Below are 17,670 nucleotides of genomic sequence, written 5' to 3'. Positions count from 1 at the left end.
CCCGGTTGGTGTCACCGTTGCCTCGGATGGCGTAGTGCGCGGTTTCGTATGACCGGTGAGAGGACGCGGGCGGCCTGGTCGTCGGGTCCGTCTGCCCGGGACGGGGCGGGTCATCACACGTCGTGGCCGGGTGGGCCGCGCGTCCCTCAGCCGCACCACCACAGGAAGCGGTCGCAGGTCCTGGTGGGGGTCGGCTCCGGGGCCGGCGCGGAGGTCGTGGGGGCCGCCGTGGGCGTGGGAGTGGGTTTCTGCGGGACCGGGTCGCCGGGGGCGGGGGCCTCGGAGTGCCGGGGGGCGGTGGCGGGGCCGCCGGTGGTGGGGTTCGCCGCCGGGGACGCGGACGCCTTCTTCGTGGTGGACGCGGAAGGGGAGGCGGAGGCGGAGCCCGATGCGGAGGCGGAGGCGCTGGGGGCGTCGGCCGCACCCGCCGCGGTGCCGGTGGACGGGGCCCCGGTTCCGGCCGGGGAGACCGACGCGGAACCGCCGTCCGGGGAGGCGTCGGCGGAGGCTGCCGGGCGGTCGAAGGAGAAGGGGGTGTCGGCGCCGAGTTCGGCGAGGCTCAGGGCGGCCGCCGCGAGGACGAAGCCGCCGGCGACGAGGAGGGTACGGCGCCTGCGGCGGCGGTGGGCCGCGGCCTTGCGGTCACGGCGGCTGCCGTCGGGGGCCGGGTCCGGGTCCGGGCCGCCGTAGGGGTCCTCGGGGTCCGAGGAGTCCGCGGGGGCCGTAAGGTCCGCGGGGTCCGCAGGGGACTCGTGGGCGGCGCGCCGGTCGGCCTGTCGGGGGACCTTCGGGGGATCGGGAGTGGCGGGAGGTCCGGGGGTGGGGGCCGGGGTGTCGTGCCCGTAGGGGGACTCCTGCCCATGGGGGACGTCCTGCCCGTAGGGGGCCGGTGGGGGGCTCTGCCCGTAAGGGTCCGCCACCGCGCCAGAGGGGACGGCGGCGGCCGGCGCGACGGCTGTCAGAGCGGGCGCGCCGCAGCCTGGGCAGACCAGGGCGCCGTTGAGGTGCCGTCGGCACGGGTGGCAGTAGTCCATGACGCGGGAAGACTAGATTCCACTCGGGTCACGTTCCTAGGTGCCACTGTGAAGGTTTGGTGCGGGAGAGACACCTGCGCCCACGCCTTTGCCGGAACCGTTACGTGTTCGCCCCATTGACACCCCCGGCGCCCCCTGCCTACTGTCACGCCGCCATTTCGAACGCATGACGAAATTTCTCCCGCTGCCGGCGCCTGCCCTGGGCCTCCTGTGCCGCAACTCAGGCTGTTCGCGCTGAAGCCGGCCGCGCTGATGGCGGCGATCCTCGTCCTGGCACTGCTGCCGGCGGTCGGCTTCGACGTGTGGAACAAGCGCAGGTCGGGGGCTTGAGGGACGTACGCCGGGTGATAGAGGTCACAGCGGCGGCGAGTTGAACACCACCCCGGAGTCCTCCGTATGCATGGGTGGCCCGCGCCCCCCGCGCGGGCCACCCATCGACGGAGGTCCCCTTGCCCGACAACGTCACCTCGTTGTTCCGCAGCGCCGCCGCGCACAGCCCTTCGACGGCGGCGCCGGCACGGGAGAGCGACGGAACGGGTCCGGTGGACTTCTGCACCCCCTGCAACCCCTACTTCCCGACACCGGCGATGTTCGAGGAGATGGCGTCCCGGCTGCGCGAGATCATCACGTCCTGCCCGAGCAGTGCCGACGCCGTCACCGCCGAGCTGTGCGAGTTGCTCCAGCTGCCGCCGCAGTGCGTGGCGATGGGGAACGGCGCGACCGAGCTGATCACCTGGATCGACCATCTGCTGGTCCGCGAGTCGCTGGCGGTGCCGGTGCCGGCCTTCGGCCGCTGGACCGACCAGCCGATGGAGACGGGCAAGCGGGTCGACATGTTCCCGCTCCAGGAGTCCAACGGGTTCGCGCTGGACCTCGGCCGGTACGCCGAGTTCATCCGGGCGCGCGGGACGCGGGTGGCGGTCATCTGCAACCCCGGCGACCCCGACGGCGGTTTCCTGCCCCGGCAGTCGGTGGTGCAGTTCATGGACGCCATGGCCGACCTGGACCTGATCGTGATCGACGAGTCGTTCCTGGAGTTCGCGGACGCCGAGGCGGAACCGAGTGTGGTGCAGGAGGCGATGCTGCGGCCCAACGTGGTCGTGCTGCGCAGCCTCGGCAAGAGCTTCGGGCTGCACGGCATCCGGTTCGGGTATCTGGTGGCCAACCCGGGGCTGGCGCACAAGGTCCGCTCGATGCTGCCCAAGGGAAACCTCAGCTCCTTCGCGGAATACGTGGTGTTCATGCTGAGGCAGCAGGGCGCCGAGTACACGCAGAGCCTGCTCCAGGTGCGGCGCGACCGGCTGGAGATGGCCGGCCGGCTGTCGGGGCTGCCGGGCCTCACCGTCTATCCCTCGCAGGGCAACTTCCTCTTCGTACGCCTCCCCGTGGGCGCCGAGGGCACCGTGGTCCAGGACCGGCTGCTCACCGAGCACCGGATCCTGGTCCGCGAGTGCGGCGACACGATCGGTTCGTCCAGCCGCTTCCTGCGGCTCGCGGTGCGTCCCGAGACCGACGTCCACCGCCTGGTGGCCGGCCTCGAGCAGGTCCTCTACGACCCCGCCGTGCCCGAACCGGGCTACAGCTCGGGCACGGCGGCGGTGGACCGCCTGGTCGGCGGGACGAACGGAGCGGGAACCCGTCTTACGGCCTCCTCCGGCTCCCCCGTCATCGCCGCGGCCCTGGCCGCCGGTGCCGGCATGCCGCTCCCCGCCGCCCCACCCCCACCGGGCGCCGGGATGCCGGTACCGGCCACCCCCGCGCCCCGGCAGGCGCCCCCTGAGCAGTCCCCCCGGCCACCGGCACCGCAACCGGCACCCGTGGCGCCCCCGCCCCCGATGGCACCCCCGCCCATCCCGGCACCCGCATCCCCGTACCCGGCACCGGCGGCGGCCGCAGCCGGTGCCCCCGTGGCCGTCCCCACCCCGATGGCCGCCCCGGCCGCCACTGTGGGCCCCACCCCACCCGGCGTCCCGGCGCGCGGCGGTCTCACGGCCGCCCAGGTACGCGGAATGACCGCGCCGGGCACCCCGGCCACCCCCGAGTTCGCCCCCGCCGCCGCCTCCGGCTGGCCCAACGCCCAGAGCTGGCCGAACGCGGCGGGCGCGGTGGCACCCGCGCCGACGGGCTGAGTCCGGCGCGGCGGAGCGGGGCACGGACACCGGGTCCGCTCGGCGCTCCCCGCCCGCGCCGCGACCCGGTACACGCGTACGCACACCCGTACCTCCCGCGATTCGCGCCCGCGTCACCAGCGCGCCACGCCCGCGTACCGGGTGATTCACCCGCGCCGGGCCCCCCGTGGTCCGCCACGAGCTGACGGGCCGTGGAGAATGGCCCTGCCACGCTACTCATGGGGGCCGACCGGAGGACGACCTTGGCGCTCAGCAGACGTACTTTCAGTGCCCTGACCGGGTGTGCCGCTCTCGGGTTCGCCATGGGCGGGAGCGGCGGGCCGGGCGCGCCCTCGGCGTTCGCGGCGAGAGGGGTGCCGACCGGACCGGCGCCCGCGCCCCCGCGGGTGGACGGGCGGCGGCACACCATCGGGTACGACCCGTACTCGCTGCTCGTGGACGGGCGGCGGCTGGTGGTGTGGTCGGGCGAGATGCACCCGTTCCGGCTGCCGAGCCCGTCGCTGTGGCGGGACGTGCTGCAGAAGATGCGGGCCCACGGCTTCAACGCGGTCAGCGTCTACGTCTCCTGGAACTACCACTCCCCCGCCCCCGGCCGCTTCGACTTCACCGGCGTCCGTGACCTGGACCTGTTCCTGCGCACGGCCGCCGAGACCGGTCTGTACGTCGTCCTGCGCCCCGGCCCGTACATCAACGCCGAGGTCGACGGCGGGGGTTTCCCCGGCTGGCTGACGGTGACCAGGGGCACCGCGCGCACCGCCGACCCCACCTACCTGCGGCACGTCGACGCGTGGCTCACGCAGGTGAACCGGATCGCCCGACGGCACCTGTACACCCGTGGCCGGGGCACGGTCCTGCTGTACCAGCTGGAGAACGAGTACGACTCCCACGTCACCGAGCCGACCGGCCGGGCGTACATGTCCCATCTGTACAAGAAGGTGCGGGCGGACGGCATCGACGTGCCCCTCTTCCACAACGACAAGGGACGCAACGGCCACTGGACGCCGGGCTCCTTCGACACCGGTGGCGAGAAGCGGGGTTACCTGTACGGCTTCGACGGCTACCCCTCGCCCTCCCAGACCCCGCCGGACTGGGGGAGGTTCGGAAAGGGCGGGCCTACCGGGGGCTCCACCGCCTCGCCCGGCACGCCGGGATTCGTGCCGGAGTTCGGCGGCGGCTGGTTCGACCCGTGGGGCGGCGCGTGGTTCGACGGCAAGGGGTACCCGGAGGCGCGGCGCACCCGTGACTCGGCCTACGAGCGCCGTTTCTACCTGACCAACCTGGCCAACGGCCTCACCCTGCACAACGTCTACATGACGTTCGGCGGCACCAGTTGGGGCTGGCTGCCCGCGCCGGTGGTCTACACCTCGTACGACTACGGCGCGGCCATCGACGAGGCCCGCAACGTCACCCCGAAGATGGCGCCGATGCACCAGCTCGGCCATCTCTTCCAGCGGGTACCGGACTTCGCGCGGCTGGACCGGGCCCCGGACGTGAAGGTGGCCGGGCTGAAGGTCTACCACCTGGCCAACCCGGACACCGGTGCGCACGTGTACGTCACGCGCAACGACGGCACCGAGCCGGTCACCGCCGAGCTGCCGGCCGACACCGGGAAGCTGCGGATCACCGTTCCCGCCCGCGACGCCCGCATGCTGGTCACCGGGCTGCGTCTCGGCAGGCGGAGGATGCGGCACAGCACCGCCCAGCCCGTCATGAGCGTGACGGCCGGCGCGCGGGACGTCGCCGTGTTCGCCGGCCGCCGGGGCGACATGGCCGACCTGGTGCTGGACTGCCCCGAGGAGCCGAACGTCACCCGGCTCGACCCGGAGGCCGGCTGGGCCTATGAGCGTGGGGAACTCCACGTCAGCGCCCCGCTCGGCGAGGCCGGGCTGAGCCGGGTGCTGGTCAGCGGCGGCGAGACCGAGACCCCGCTGGTCCTGCTCTTCGCGGACGACGACACCTCGCTGCGGATCTTCCCGTACGACACCGCCGCCGGAACCCTCGTGGTGTACGGCCCCGCGCTGCTGCGCCACGCCGAGGTGCACGGCTCGGAGGTCCGGCTCACCGGCGATCTGGACGGAGAGTCGGTGATGGAGGTGTGGGGCCCGCGCGGCGTCGACACCGTGGTGTGGAACGGGCGCCGGGTACCGACCCGGACCACCCTCTCCGGCAGCCTGATGACCACCGCCCCGCTGCCCGGGGTGCCCGAGATCCGCCTCCCGGAGCTGACCGGCTGGCGCATGCGCACCGAGAACCCGGAGGCGGGACCGGGGTTCGACGACTCCGGGTGGCGCCGGGCGGACCGCGCGACGTCGTACAGCACCACCCCGGTGCCCGAGGGCGGCCCGGTGCTGTTCGCGGACGACTACGGCTTCCACTACGGGGATGTCTGGTACCGGGGTACGTTCACCGGGAGTACCGGGATCGAGTCGGTCCGGCTGGCCTACAGTTCCGGTACCCAGGGGCTGCTGATGGCCTGGCTGGACGGGGAGCCGCTGGGCACCCACCGGCTGCCGGTGCCGGACGGCACGGCCACCATCCGCAAGGGCACCTGGGAGGCCACGGCCGCCTTCCCGGTCCGGCCCCAGCTGCGCTCCCCCGGTCGGCACGTGCTGTCGGTGCTGGTGCGGCGCATGCAGCACGACCAGGACGGCAAGGGCGACGACACCCACAAGGCGGCACGCGGTCTGACCTCGGTGTCCTTCACGGGAGCGGCGCCGAGGGTGTCCTGGCGGCTCCAGGGCGAGCGCGCCGTGGACCCGGTGCGCGGACCGCTGAACACCGGCGGGCTGTACGGGGAGCGGGAGGGCTGGCACCTGCCCGGCCTCCACGACGGGGACTGGAAGCCGGTGGCCTTCCCGAGAAAGGAGCGGCGGCAGGGCGTCACCTGGTACCGCACCACCTTCCGGCTGTCGGTGCCGGGCGATGTGGACGCCTCCGTCGGGCTGCGCCTAGAGGACGATCCGTACCGGGCCTACCGGGCGCAGATCTTCCTCAACGGCTGGAACATGGGGCAGTACATCAACAACGTGGGTCCGCAGCACACCTTCGTGCTGCCGAACGGGATTCTGCGCACACGTGGCACCAACACACTGGCGCTGGCGGTGCTGTCGGAGTTCACCACCCTGTCCGGGCCGGGCAAGGTGAGCCTGACCCTCATGGGCGCGGCCGCGGGCGGTGTCCCGGTGACTCCGGTGCCCTCCCCCGGTCACTGAACGGCCTTACGCGCACGGGTTGTTCTCGGTTGAACCACTCCCGCTGATCCGCATGACGTGGACACACCCGTGCGCGTACGCTCGGACGGTCCGGCGACGGCGTCGGGGCGAAGGAGGAGAGTGCGGCACATGGTCAGCGCGGACGCACGGCCGCGAGCGGTACGACTGGCCGCCCGGCTGCGCCCCTCCCGTCCGGCCCGTGCGATGCGTGCCCTGGCCGGGGAACTCGCCGCCGCGGTGGCCGGGTTGCCGGAACCACCGACCGAGGTGCGCGGGGTGTGCCGCGCCCTGTGCGCGGCGATGAGCGCGCGGCGCGGCGGACGGCCGGTGGAGCTGCGGTTCGAGCGCTTCCCGGACGAGATCGAGGTCACCGGGCTGTGGGTGGAGTTCCAGGACTTCGACCTGGTCATCGTCGAGGAACGGGCCGAGGCCGTGCAGCAGCTGGTCATCCTGGGACACGAGCTGTGGCATCTGCACGCCGGGCACCGCCACCAACCGCCGCTCGGCCCCGCCACCCTGGCGCTGGCGGACGGGTCCGGCTGGGAGGGGACCGCGCTGACGGTGGCCGCCCGTGACGGCTCCCGCGAGGCCGACGAGGCCGCCGCCGAGGACTTCGGCCACCGGCTGGCGACCCTGTTCCGCTCCCGGCTGGAGCGGTCCGCGGAGCCCCTGGACCTCGTGCAGCGTTCCCTCGGCTACCGAGGCCGGGGCGGGGCGGCACGGTGAGCGCGGCGGTCATGGAGCCCGCCGCCACCCTGCGGGACTTCTCGATCTCCTTCTGGATTCCCACGGCGGTGCTGGGCATCGCCCTGGTGATCAAGCTGCCCACGATCATCCGGCTGTGGCGGGACCCGCTGCTGCGCGCGGTCGGCGGGCTGCTGCTCCTGGCCTGCGCCGTCTTCGTGTTCTGCTCGCCGTCCACCATCGCCCGGGTGAACCGGCTGACCGGGGTGCCCAACATCTCGGCGCCGTGGTGCTACTCGCTGCTCACCGCGTTCTGCGGTTCCTGTCTGCTGCTGATCATCACCTGGCGCAACGGCCCCGGCCGCTCGGCGGTCACCCGGCGGGCCCGGCGCTGGGTGGTCTCGGTGTACAGCGGGGTGATCGCCGTGCTGTGGCTGCTGTTCCTGCTGGCCGACGTGCCGGTGGAGCGGCTGCGGGACCTGGACACCTACTACGCGACCACCCCGTTCATGCGCGAGGAGATCCTGCTCTACCTCTGCGCGCACGCCCTGGCCTGTCTGATCACCGCGCGCCTGCTGTGGAACTGGGTGCGCGCCGAGGGGCTGGACGCGTGGCTGCGCTGGGGGCTGAAGCTGCTCGGTGCGGGCTACGTGCTCAACCTGATCTTCGACGCGGTCAAGCTGGTCGCGGTCGGCGCCCGCTGGGCCGGCGGCGACCTGGACTGGCTGAGCACCGACCTCGCGCCGCCGGTCGCCGCGCTGTCGGCCATCCTGATCGCGGTCGGCTTCATCCTGCCGCACGCCGGCCAGTACGCGAGCGACCGCTGGCGCGTCCGCGTCGCCCACCGCCGGCTGCGCCCGCTGTACGTGCTGATGCGGGCGTCGGCCGGTGAAGGCGTGCCGTTGGTGCTGCGGGCGGCCCCGGAGCTGCGCCTGACCCGGCGCGAGACGTTCATCCGGGACGTGCTCCTGCCGCTGGCCCGGCACCTCGACACCGCCCTCGGCGCCCGCGCGTACGAGGCCGCGCTCGGCCTCGGCCATCCGCCGGACCGGGCGCGGGCGCTGGCGTCGGCGGTCACCATCCTGGACGCGGTCGAGGCGAAGGCCCGGATGCCGGAGCCGCCCGCGACGGTGGCCGCGCCGGACACCACCGACCTGCTCCAGGAGATCGGGGCCGTCTCCCGTGCCCTCCGCCGTCCCGACGAGATCGCGGCGGTCCGTGCCCGTGCGGCCGCCGACCCAGCAGGGAGCGTTGCCGTACATGAGTGAAGTGAAGCCCACGGCCGTCGTCCTCGGCGGCTCCCTGGCCGGCATGCTCGCGGCTCGCGCCCTGGCGGGCACGGGCGCCCGTGTCACGGTGGTGGAGCGGGACGCGCTGCCCGCCGGACCCGAGCCGCGCAGGGGACTGCCGCAGGCCCGGCACGTCCACCAGTTGTGGTCGGGCGGTGCCCGCGCGCTGGAGGAACTGGTGCCGGGCGCGCTGGAGGAGCTGAGCGCGGCCGGGGTGCGCCGGGTGCCGATGACCACGGACATGGTGGCGCTGTCGGCGCACGGCTGGTACCGGCGCTGGCAGGAGTCGGCGTTCATGCTGCCGGCCGGGCGGGACCTGCTGGACTGGGTGGTACGGGACCTGGTGCGGGCGGACGGCGCGATCGAGCTGCTGGACCGCACCGAGGCCCTCGGCCCCACCGGCACCGGCCGCGCGGTGACCGGGGTGCGGGTGCGGGCCGACGGCGCCGAACGCACTCTGGACGCCGGCCTGGTGGTGGACGCCACCGGGCGCGGCTCCCGTGCCGCGCACTGGCTGGCGGGGCTGGGCCTGCCCGAGCCGGAGCGCCGGGAGGTCGACCCGGGACTGACGTACGCCAGCCGGCTGTTCCGGGCGCCGGAGGGGGCACGGGACGGCTTCCCGGTGGTCAACATCGAGCCCGACCAACGGGGTGCGCGGATCGGGCGCGGCGGCGTACTGCTGCCGGTGGAGGACGGCGGGTGGCTCGTCACCCTGATCGGCGCCCGCACCGACCACCCGCCGTCCTTCGGAGCCGGGTTCCTGCGCTACGCGCGGGAGGAACTGCGGCATCCGCTGATCGGGGAGCTGCTGGCCGGCGCCGAACCGCTGACGGATGTCACGGTCACCCGCACGACCGCCAACCGGCGCCTGTTCTACGAGCGGTTGTCGCAGTGGCCCGAGGGGTTCGTCGTCCTCGGTGACGCCGTGTGCGCCCTCAACCCGGTGTACGGGCACGGCATGTCGGTGGCGGCCCTGTCGGCGCTGGCCCTGCGGGACACGGTGCTCCGGCGGGGCGGGCTCGGCGCGCCCGGTCTGGCCCGGCGGGCGCAGCGAGCGGTGGGCCGTACGGTGCGGGCCGCCTGGGACCTGGCGATCGGCGCCGACGTGTTCTACCCCGGCGCCACTCCGGCCGGCCCCACGGTCCGGGACCGGCTGGTCGCCGCGTACGTCGGCCGGCTGCTGCTCACCGCCACGGGCAACGGCCGGGTCGCGCGCCGGGTGACCGACGTGACCTCGCTGGAGGCGGGCGCCGAGGCGCTGCTCGCCCCGCGCATGCTGCTGGCGGCCGCCGTGGGCCCGCTGCGCCCACCGCTGTCGGGACCCCCGCTGACGGCTGAGGAGCGGAAGGCGGCGGGGCTTCTCTGAGAGCGCTCCCGTGGTCCTCGGCGGACCGGCGCGCGGACCGGACGCGGTGCGTCGCGAGGCCGAGGGCCGGTCCTTGCGCCGGGTGTGTGCGGACGGTCCGGGGACGCGGCGAGGCGCCGCGGCCGTCGTCGCGCGCCCGCCGAGGACCGCGGGGCGGTGCTCAGCCCGCGAACGGCGGCTGCGGCAGCCCCTCTCCCGCGCCCGGTACCACCAGCACCGAGCCCGACAGCGGGGTGGGCGCGGTGAGGCCCACGCGGGCGGTGGTGACGTACAGGTCGGTCAGGCCGGGGCCGCCGAAGGCGCAGGCGGTGGTGCGCGGGACGGGCAGCCGGATCTCGCGGTCCAGGACACCGGAGGGCGTGTAGCGGCGGACCGCCCCGCCGTCCCACAGGGCAACCCAGACGCAGCCGGCCGCGTCGACCGTCAGCCCGTCCGGGAAGCCCGCGCCGTCCTCGACGACGGCCAGGGTGCGCCGGTTGCGGACGCCTTCGCCGTCGTGGTCGAAGACGTCGACGCGGCGGGTGGGGCTGTCGACGTAGTACATCAGCGTGCCGTCCGGACTCCAGCCGACGCCGTTGCTCACGGTGGCGTCGGTCAGGACCGGGGTGGCGGTGCCGTCGCCGGTCAGGCGGGTCAGGGTGCCGCCGCCGGCGGCCTCGTCGTAGCGCATGGTGCCGGCCCAGAGGGAGCCGTCGGGGGCGACGGCGGCGTCGTTGGCGCGGCGGCCGGGCACCGGGTCGCGGTGCAGCCAGCGGAAGGCCCCGTCGGGGTCGAGGAGGGCGACGCCGTCGCGCAGGTTGAGCACCAGGCCGCCGTGGGCCCGGGGTCTGGCGGCGCCGACGTGCTGGCCGGTGGTGCGGACGGTGCGGCGGCCGGTGGCGGGGTCGAGGGTGTGGACGCGCCCGCCCAGCACGTCGACCCAGAGCAGGCGGGCGGTGGCCGGGTCCCAGGTCGGGCCCTCGCCCAGTTCGGCCCGCGCCGCGACCGCGACCTCGCAGCCGCTCACGCCGCCTCCCGGCGACCGAGCCGCCCGGAGAGTTCGGCGGCGCCCGGGGCGGCGAGTGCCTCCAGCCCGGGACGGCGTTCCTCGCTCCAGCGGGTCGTCGGCACCGAGATGGACAGCGCGGCCACCACCCGCCCGGTGCGGTCGCGGACCGGGGCGGCGACGCAGCTCAGGTCCGGGCTGGACTCCCGGCGCTCCACCGCGACGCCCCGGCGCCGGATCTCCGCGAGCGCGCCGCGCAGTTCGCCGGGGTCGGTGAGGCTGTCCGGTGTCATCGCGGCGAGCTCGACGCCGTCGGGTACCCGTGCGGCCGGCTCCGGCGCGGGCAGCGAGGCCAGCAGCATCTTGCCGACGGCCGTGCAGTGCGCGGGCAGCCGGCGCCCGGCGGCGGAGACCATGCGGACGGCGTGCGTGGAGTCGACCTTGGTGATGTGGATGACGTCGGTGTCCTCCAGCAGTGCCACGTGGACCGTCTCGTCACAGGTCTCGGCGACGGTACGGGCCACCTACCGGCCCTCCGCTGCGAGGTCGAGCTGCTCGGCGTACCGGCCGCCCGGCTGGTACGGGCGCACGCCGAGCCGGCAGCGGCCGGGCTGTCCGGGTACCGGTACCAGGTAGGAGCGGGCGGCGAGGGTGGTGACCAGTTCGTGCACGGTGGTGCGCGGGAGGCCGAGTCTGCGCACGATGTCCGGCGCGGAGAGCGTGCCGTCCCCGTCGAGGAACAGCTCCAGGATGTCGAAAGCCCGCGTCACGGCGGGCACGAGGCGTCCCACGTCCGGCCTCCTTGCCTGCTCGACGGGCGCGACGCCCGTGTTCGACACCCCGACCGGCGACCGGCGGGGCGAACAGGCTAGCCACCGCGGGTCGGACGGGCAATGGCCGCCCGCGTGCCGGGCACCATGGGCGGCATGGCTCTCGACTTCTCCCTGGTGCTGCTGCGCCGCATGGCCGACCACAACCCGGAGCTGGCCGAGGACGCCCGCAGGCGGCTGGGCGCGTCCGCGAGCGAGATACGGGAGGCGAACAAGCACTGGCAGGCGATGGCCCGTTCGCCCAGGTCACGCCCGGCCGTCTCCCGGTACCGCGCGGTGCTGGGCGAGCCGGAGTCGGTGGAGCCGCGCCGCGTCGGCGACCTTCAGTGCGAGGCGTGGCGGTGGCCGCTGCCGCTCTGGCCGGACCTGCGCTTCGAGCTGGTGACCGGCCCCGGCGGGGCGGTCCTCACCGAGTGGCTGGTACGTGCCCCCGGCGCCCCGGCACCCGGGCTGCGCACGCTGGAGGACCTCACTCCGTGGTCCTGCACCCTAGAGGAGGTGGCCCGCGCCTTCGCCCCGGCCCGCCCGGTCCAGGGCACCGCCCCGACCCGCCAGGCCCTGGTCTTCACCGCGCCGGACCGCGACGGGGTGCGGCACCAGACGGCCGCCGAGTTCACCTGGGGTCTGCTCCAGCGGACCGCGCTGCGGGACTGAGCCTCAGCCGCGCTGCGCGGCCGCGATGACGAGCCGGGACACGCGGGGCGTCGACTCGGGATGCAGATCGAGGAAGAGATGGGGCTCGATGAGTTCCAGCTCCAGCACGCAGGGCTGCCCGTCCTCGCCGTCGACGAGGTCGACCCGGCCGTAGAGCAGTTGCTCGGCGCCACCGGGTACGGCCGCCAGCGCCTTTTCCGCCACGTCGAGTTCGGCGGCGGTCGGCTGCCACTTCTCCCGCCCCGGATGAGGGGTCTTGACGGCGTCGAAGGGCGTGCCGGCGACGAGGACGGCACCCTTGCGGCTGGCGTGCAGCGGACGCCCGTCGAAGAAGTGGAGGGCCCGCTCGCCGTGCCGGTCGACGCCCCGCATGTACGGCTGCACCATCGCGGTCAGGCCTTCGGCGTGCATGTGCGCCAACTGCCTCACTGCTTGGTCGCGTTCGTCCGGCGTGTACCGGGCCGCGTACCGGGCCCCGGCACCCGAGGCGGGCTTGATCACGTACTCGTGCCCGCTCGGCAGGTCCGGCTCGGCGCCGGGCGGGAGGTAGCGGGTGGGGACCGTCGGCACACCGGCCGACGCCAGCTGGCCGAGGTAGCGCTTGTCGGCGTTCCAGTGGACCACTGCGGCCGGGTTGAGCAGCCGGGTGGCCGCGTCGACCCGGTCCACCCAGGCGAGGAACTCGGCGGGGCGCCAGGTGTAGTCCCAGGTGGAGCGGATGAGGACGAGGTCGTAGCCGGCCCAGTCGGCGTCCGGGTCGTCCCAGAACCGGGCCTCCGCGTCGGCGCCCGCCGCCCGCAACTCCGCGACCAGACCGGCCAGGTCGGGGTCTCTGGTGGGCGCGGCGCCGGGGTCGTAGGTGGCGAGGGCTATACGCGGCACGGCGGGCTCCCTGGGCGTCTGCGTCGGCTCGGTGATCGCGAGGCTAGCAAGCACCCCGGAACCGGCACACCCTGGTCGGCCTTCCCCTACGGTCAGGCCCCCGCATCGGTGGCGAAGCGCGGAACCGGATTTTCCAGCAAGTCCGGACGGACATGGATCTGCTGGCCATCGGCGCGTTCGCCAAGGCGTCCGGGCTCTCACCGAAGGCCCTGCGGCTCTACGAGCGGGTGGCTCTCGGCCTCCGCCGGGTCAGGCGCCGCTCGTCCAGCAGGGACTGGACCAGGCTGTGGTCGTGGGTGATGCGGAACAGGCCGCCCTCGCGCAGCAGACAGGCCCGGCTGTCCCCGATGTGCGCCGGCGCCAGCCGCGACCCGGATCGTCCCCGAGGGCCGGATCAGGGAGCTGCTCGCCGCGGCGGCGGACCCGGAGACGGCCGTGAGGCCGCTCGTCGACGCGGCGGACACGGCGGGCGGTCCGGACCACGTGAGCTGTGTGGTCGGGGACATGGTGCCGCCCGTGGGGTAGGAAGGGGCTGTCGAGCCCCGGCAGCGAAGGAGTCCCGCGTGTCCTCCCTGTTCCCCGCCCTCACGGACCCACGGACGGCCGGAAGGACGGCCCTGCGCTTCGGCGCCCGGTCGCTGTCGTACGCGGAACTCGCCTCCGCCGCCGGGGCGGTGGCCGGGCGGTTGCGGGGCCTCGGCCGGGTGGCGGTGTGGGCGACGCCCGAGCTGGAGACCGCCGTGGCGGTCACCGGGGCGCTCCTCGCCGGAACGGCCGCCGTTCCGCTCAACCCGAGGTCGGGAGAAGGGGAGTTGGCGCACATCCTCGCCGACAGCGACCCGGCGCTGGTGCTCACCGCGCCCGGCGCCGAACTCCCGCCCGTCCTCGCGGATCTGCCCCGGCTGGAGGTCTCCGGCACCGGGCCGGTCCCCGAGGACACCAGCGGGGAAGAGGACCCGGCACTGATCGTCTACACCTCCGGCACCACCGGCCCGCCCAAGGGTGCCGTCGTCCCCCGCCGGGCGCTCGCGGCGACCCTGGACGCGCTGGCCGACGCCTGGCACTGGACCGGGGACGACGTGCTGGTGCACGGGCTGCCCCTGTTCCATGTCCACGGGCTGGTACTGGGCGTCCTCGGCCCGCTCCGGCGCGGCGGTTCGGTCCGCCACCTGGGCCGCTTCTCCCCCGAGGGCGTGACCCGCGAGCTGAACGACGGCGCGACCATGGTCTTCGGCGTGCCCACGATGTACCACCGGCTGGCCGAGGTCCTGCCGGGCGACCCGGAGCTGGCCGAGGCGCTCGGCCGGGCCCGCCTCCTGGTGTCGGGCTCGGCCGCGCTCCCCGTGCACGACCACGAGCGGATCGCGGCGGCGACCGGGCGCCGGGTGATCGAGCGGTACGGCATGACGGAGACCCTGATGAACACCTCCGTACGTGTCGACGGCGAGGCCCGCGCGGGTACCGTCGGCGTGCCGCTGCCCGGTGTGGAGCTGCGGCTGGTGGAGGAGGACGGCACCGAACTGACCGCGTGGGACGGGGAGGGCGTGGGCGAGATCCAGGTGCGCGGCCCGAACCTGTTCACCGGGTACCTGAACCGGCCGGACGCGACCGAGGCCGCGTTCACGGCCGACGGCTGGTTCCGCACGGGGGACGTGGCGGTGCGGGAGGCCGGCGGGTACGTGCGGATCGTCGGCCGGAAGGCCACCGACCTGATCAAGAGCGGGGGGTACAAGATCGGGGCGGGCGAGATCGAGAACGCCCTGCTGGAACACCCGGCGGTCGCGGAGGCGGCCGTCACCGGTGAGCCGGACGCGGACCTGGGCGAGTCGGTGGTGGCCTGGGTCGTACCCTCCGACCCCGAAACCCCGCCCACGCTCGCGGAGTTGGCCGGCCACGTGGCCACCCGTCTGGCCCCGCACAAGCGGCCCCGCGTGCTCCGCCTGCTCCCGGCGCTCCCCCGCAACGACATGGGAAAGATCATGAAGCGGGCGCTGACACCCCCGGCCGCCGAGGGCCAGCCCGACACGGCATAGCCGCGCGGAAACCCCCCATTCAGCGGCGCCCCACCCGGCCCCCTCCAGAAGGCACCCGCGCCGGTGCCCGCGCAGGATTCCAGTGAGGCCCGCCGAAGCCGGCGGCCCGCCCATGGTCAGCGCACTCGGGAGGAACTGCCGTGACCGTCAGCCTGGAGCAGTTGAGCCGCTGCCACTTCGCCGTCGATCTGGGCGCGGCCCGCGCCCGCGTGTGGGTGAAGGGCGCCGGGCTCGTCGTCGACCAGCCCTCGGTGGCGGCCGTGAACACCCGTACCGGCGCGCTCATCGCGGTCGGCGACTTCGCGGAGCAGATGACCGGGCGCACCCCGCAGTACATCCGGGTGGTGCGGCCGGTGTCGGGTGGCACGGTGGTCGACATCGAGATGGCGCAGCGCATGCTGCGGCACCTGATCGGCGACCCGATGCGCCGGGCCCTGCGCCGCAAGCCCCGGCTCCGCGCGGCGGCCTGCACCCCGCACGAGGCCGATCCGCTGGCCCGCCGGGCGACGATCGAGACTCTGGTCGGGCTGGGCGCGCGCCGGGTGGAGCTGGTGGACACGCTGATCGCGGCGGCCGTCGGCTGCGGGCTCCCGGTGGAGCGTCCGGAGGCCACCATGGTCATGGTGTGCGGGGCGGCGGCCACGCAGGTCGCGGTGCTGTCGCTGGGCTCGATCGTCACCGCCGAGCGCATTCCGGTCGGCGGCGAGGCGGTGGACCGGGCCATCGTGCAACACCTGCGGCACGAGCACGATTTGATGCTGCCCAGCCAGTCGGTGCGCCCGCTCCAGATCGCTCTGTCGGACAACGGCCTGACCTCGCAGGGCCCGCCGTCCACCGAGATCCACGGCCGGGACGTGGCCACGGGCCTCGCCCGCAGCGTGCGGGTGGACACGGCCGCGATGCGCGAGGCGATCCACACCCCGCTGCTGGCCGTCCTCGACGGCATCGGCAAGGTGCTGCGGGAATGCCCCCCGGACCTGGTGGCCGACCTGGTGGACCGGGGCATCATGATGGTCGGCGGCACCGCGCTGCTGCCGGGCCTGGACAAGATGCTCCAGGAGGCCATCGGCATCCCGGCGCACATCGCGGAACGCCCCGACATCTGTGCCGTACAGGGCCTGGGCGCCATGCTGGAGGGACGGATCGCCCCGCTGGTCCTGACCCCGCTGGCCGCCTGAAGCCCCTCCCGGCCGCCACGGCGGCCCTGGTCTCAGTACGGCAGGACCCGCCCCGACGGCGTCCTGCGGTCGATCTCCTGGCCCCGCGGAGCCGCTGGCCGACGACTGACCCGCACTCGAATCTGACGCTCCACGTCACCCTCCTCCCCACCGACACCGAACACCGGTAGGAGGACGGTGCCCAGAACGCGACCGCCCCAAGCCCGCCCGGCCGAAGGAATGCGATCACCCCGTTCCCCGGCCGCACCGCCGGGGAGCCGGCGCAACCGGCCCGCAACACCCGCCCGCACCCGTTGCATTGGAGTGCTCTCACCTCGTACGCCCGCCGTCCCGGAACCGGACGGCCGCCGCACGGGAAGTCACATCGTTCACCTCGCGCCGCGCCGTCCGCGCGCCGTGGGGCATGAGTATCCGGGGTGGGGATGTCCAGCCATCGGCTATCCAGGAAGAGTCGTCACCTCGCCTGGGCCACCGCCGGCGTCGCGGTCGTCGCGGGGGCCGGCATCGCGGCGCAGGCGTCCAGCGCGGCCACCGTCTGGCCCGCGCAGAGGACCTTCACCGGCCGCGCCTTCGACACCTGCACCGCGCCGTCCGCCGCGGCGATGAAGGCGTGGAAGACCGGCTTCTACGGCGCCGCCGCCGTCTACATCGGCGGCAAGAACCGCGGCTGCGCCCAGCCGAACCTCACCGCGTCCTGGGTGAAGACGGTCAACTCCCAGGGCTGGAAGCTCGTCCCCCTCTACGTCGGCGCCCAGCCGCCCTGCCAGAAGAGCGCCAACCCGGAGAGGATGACCACCACCAACGCGACGTCGCTCGGGGCCACGGACGCCGTGGACGCGGTGGCCAAGGCGTCCGCGCTCGGCATGAAGCCGGGCAGCGCGGTCTACCTCGACATGGAGCCGTACGACATCACGGACAAGGCGTGCAACAACGCCGTGCTGTCCTACGTCCGTTCCTTCACCAGGACGCTGCGCGGCAAGGTCTACCGGGCGGGCTACTACGGCTTCACCAGCTCCAGCGCGAAGGCCGTGGCGACCGCCACCGACAGGACGGACCTGCCGGGCAACCTCTGGTACGCCCTGTGGGACCAGCAGAACACCACCACGACCGACTGGCCCTGGGACCCCAAGACCTTCACCAACCACAGCCGCGCCCACCAGTACATGGTCAACAGCAAGGAGTCACGCGGCGGTTACACGATCACCGTGGACCGCAGCGCGTGGGACGCACCGGTCGCGATCGTCGGCTGACGGGGCGCGCTGCCTGGTGCTGTGACTGGAAGGGTCCGCCGGAAGGCTCGCGGCGTCCGGTGCGGTGCATCGCAAGGCGGAGCATCGCCCGCGTACGGGACGTACTCGGGCGATGCGGCAACGCGGCGAGGTGCCGTGCCGGAC

The 17,670-nt window shown here is 74.4% G+C and carries 12 protein-coding genes and 2 pseudogenes; 9 read left to right on the top strand and 5 right to left on the bottom strand.

Annotation, left to right across the window (positions count from 1 at the left end; all coding sequences use genetic code 11):
* Positions 1-146 precede the first annotated feature (146 nt).
* Entirely contained in the window at positions 147-1,034 is an 888-nt protein-coding gene (locus ACWCV3_RS13695; protein ID WP_451222707.1) for an SCO2400 family protein, read from the bottom strand.
* Between the two features lie 449 nt (positions 1,035-1,483).
* Between ACWCV3_RS13695 and ACWCV3_RS13690 the strand changes: the two genes are divergently transcribed.
* The 5 genes from ACWCV3_RS13690 to ACWCV3_RS13670 all read left to right on the top strand — a co-directional run bounded on the left by ACWCV3_RS13690 (position 1,484) and on the right by ACWCV3_RS13670 (position 9,714).
* Positions 1,484-3,163, top strand: a complete 1,680-nt coding sequence (locus ACWCV3_RS13690; protein ID WP_451222705.1) for a pyridoxal phosphate-dependent aminotransferase — start codon at positions 1,484-1,486, stop codon at positions 3,161-3,163.
* Positions 3,164-3,405: 242 nt separating this feature from the next.
* Complete coding sequence (locus ACWCV3_RS13685; RefSeq protein ID WP_451222703.1) at positions 3,406-6,375, top strand: beta-galactosidase; 2,970 nt, start codon at positions 3,406-3,408, stop codon at positions 6,373-6,375.
* Positions 6,376-6,504: 129 nt separating this feature from the next.
* Complete coding sequence (locus ACWCV3_RS13680) at positions 6,505-7,101, top strand: toxin-antitoxin system, toxin component family protein (protein ID WP_451222701.1); 597 nt, start codon at positions 6,505-6,507, stop codon at positions 7,099-7,101.
* A gap of 11 nt (positions 7,102-7,112) precedes the next feature.
* Entirely contained in the window at positions 7,113-8,327 is a 1,215-nt protein-coding gene (locus tag ACWCV3_RS13675; RefSeq protein WP_451222986.1) for an MAB_1171c family putative transporter, read from the top strand.
* Entirely contained in the window at positions 8,320-9,714 is a 1,395-nt protein-coding gene (locus tag ACWCV3_RS13670) for an NAD(P)/FAD-dependent oxidoreductase (protein ID WP_451222699.1), read from the top strand. Before ACWCV3_RS13675 ends, ACWCV3_RS13670 begins: the two co-directional genes overlap by 8 nt.
* A gap of 160 nt (positions 9,715-9,874) precedes the next feature.
* On the opposite strand, the gene ACWCV3_RS13665 is transcribed toward ACWCV3_RS13670, so the two are convergent.
* Both ACWCV3_RS13665 and ACWCV3_RS13660 read right to left on the bottom strand, forming a co-directional pair.
* Positions 9,875-10,720 (bottom strand): SMP-30/gluconolactonase/LRE family protein, encoded by an 846-nt coding sequence (locus ACWCV3_RS13665; protein WP_451222697.1) that lies wholly within the window; start codon positions 10,718-10,720, stop codon positions 9,875-9,877.
* Positions 10,717-11,490, bottom strand: a pseudogene (locus ACWCV3_RS13660) (IclR family transcriptional regulator). Before ACWCV3_RS13660 ends, ACWCV3_RS13665 begins: the two are co-directional and overlap by 4 nt.
* A 135-nt stretch (positions 11,491-11,625) precedes the next feature.
* Here ACWCV3_RS13660 and ACWCV3_RS13655 point away from each other — a divergent pair.
* A complete protein-coding gene (locus ACWCV3_RS13655) occupies positions 11,626-12,183 on the top strand; it encodes a hypothetical protein (protein ID WP_451222695.1) in 558 nt (185 codons plus the stop codon).
* A gap of 3 nt (positions 12,184-12,186) precedes the next feature.
* Here ACWCV3_RS13655 and ACWCV3_RS13650 read toward each other — a convergent pair whose 3' ends face one another.
* Entirely contained in the window at positions 12,187-13,065 is an 879-nt protein-coding gene (locus ACWCV3_RS13650) for an ATP-grasp domain-containing protein (RefSeq protein ID WP_451222693.1), read from the bottom strand.
* Positions 13,066-13,289: 224 nt separating this feature from the next.
* A pseudogene (locus ACWCV3_RS13645) lies at positions 13,290-13,441 on the bottom strand (PP2C family protein-serine/threonine phosphatase); the annotation flags it as partial.
* 187 nt (positions 13,442-13,628) lie between these two features.
* On the opposite strand from ACWCV3_RS13645, the gene ACWCV3_RS13640 reads away from it, so the two are divergent.
* From ACWCV3_RS13640 to ACWCV3_RS13630, 3 genes are all read left to right on the top strand, one after another.
* The gene (locus ACWCV3_RS13640; RefSeq protein ID WP_451222691.1) at positions 13,629-15,098 is read left to right on the top strand and encodes an acyl-CoA synthetase; all 1,470 of its coding nucleotides are present in this window, start codon (positions 13,629-13,631) and stop codon (positions 15,096-15,098) included.
* 140 nt (positions 15,099-15,238) lie between these two features.
* On the top strand, positions 15,239-16,276 hold the full coding sequence (locus ACWCV3_RS13635; protein ID WP_451222690.1) for a rod shape-determining protein: 1,038 nt from the start codon (positions 15,239-15,241) through the stop codon (positions 16,274-16,276).
* Between the two features lie 422 nt (positions 16,277-16,698).
* Positions 16,699-17,526 (top strand): glycoside hydrolase domain-containing protein, encoded by an 828-nt coding sequence (locus ACWCV3_RS13630; protein WP_451222688.1) that lies wholly within the window; start codon positions 16,699-16,701, stop codon positions 17,524-17,526.
* Positions 17,527-17,670: the final 144 nt, after the last annotated feature.

The sequence above is a fragment of the Streptomyces sp. NPDC001781 genome, from assembly GCF_053596035.1.
Note: the sequence above shows the minus strand (reverse complement) of the source record. Positions and strands in the feature narration are given on the sequence as shown.

Excerpts from the sequence above, each read along its gene's own strand:
- ACWCV3_RS13695 (WP_451222707.1), bottom strand. The coding sequence starts at position 1,034 with ATGGACTACTGCCACCCGTGCCGACGGCACCTCAACGGCGCCCTGGTC.
- ACWCV3_RS13670 (WP_451222699.1), top strand. The coding sequence starts at position 8,320 with ATGAGTGAAGTGAAGCCCACGGCCGTCGTCCTCGGCGGCTCCCTGGCC.
- ACWCV3_RS13675 (WP_451222986.1), top strand. The coding sequence starts at position 7,113 with ATGGAGCCCGCCGCCACCCTGCGGGACTTCTCGATCTCCTTCTGGATT.
- ACWCV3_RS13680 (WP_451222701.1), top strand. The coding sequence starts at position 6,505 with ATGGTCAGCGCGGACGCACGGCCGCGAGCGGTACGACTGGCCGCCCGG.
- ACWCV3_RS13630 (WP_451222688.1), top strand. The coding sequence starts at position 16,699 with ATGTCCAGCCATCGGCTATCCAGGAAGAGTCGTCACCTCGCCTGGGCC.
- ACWCV3_RS13655 (WP_451222695.1), top strand. The coding sequence starts at position 11,626 with ATGGCTCTCGACTTCTCCCTGGTGCTGCTGCGCCGCATGGCCGACCAC.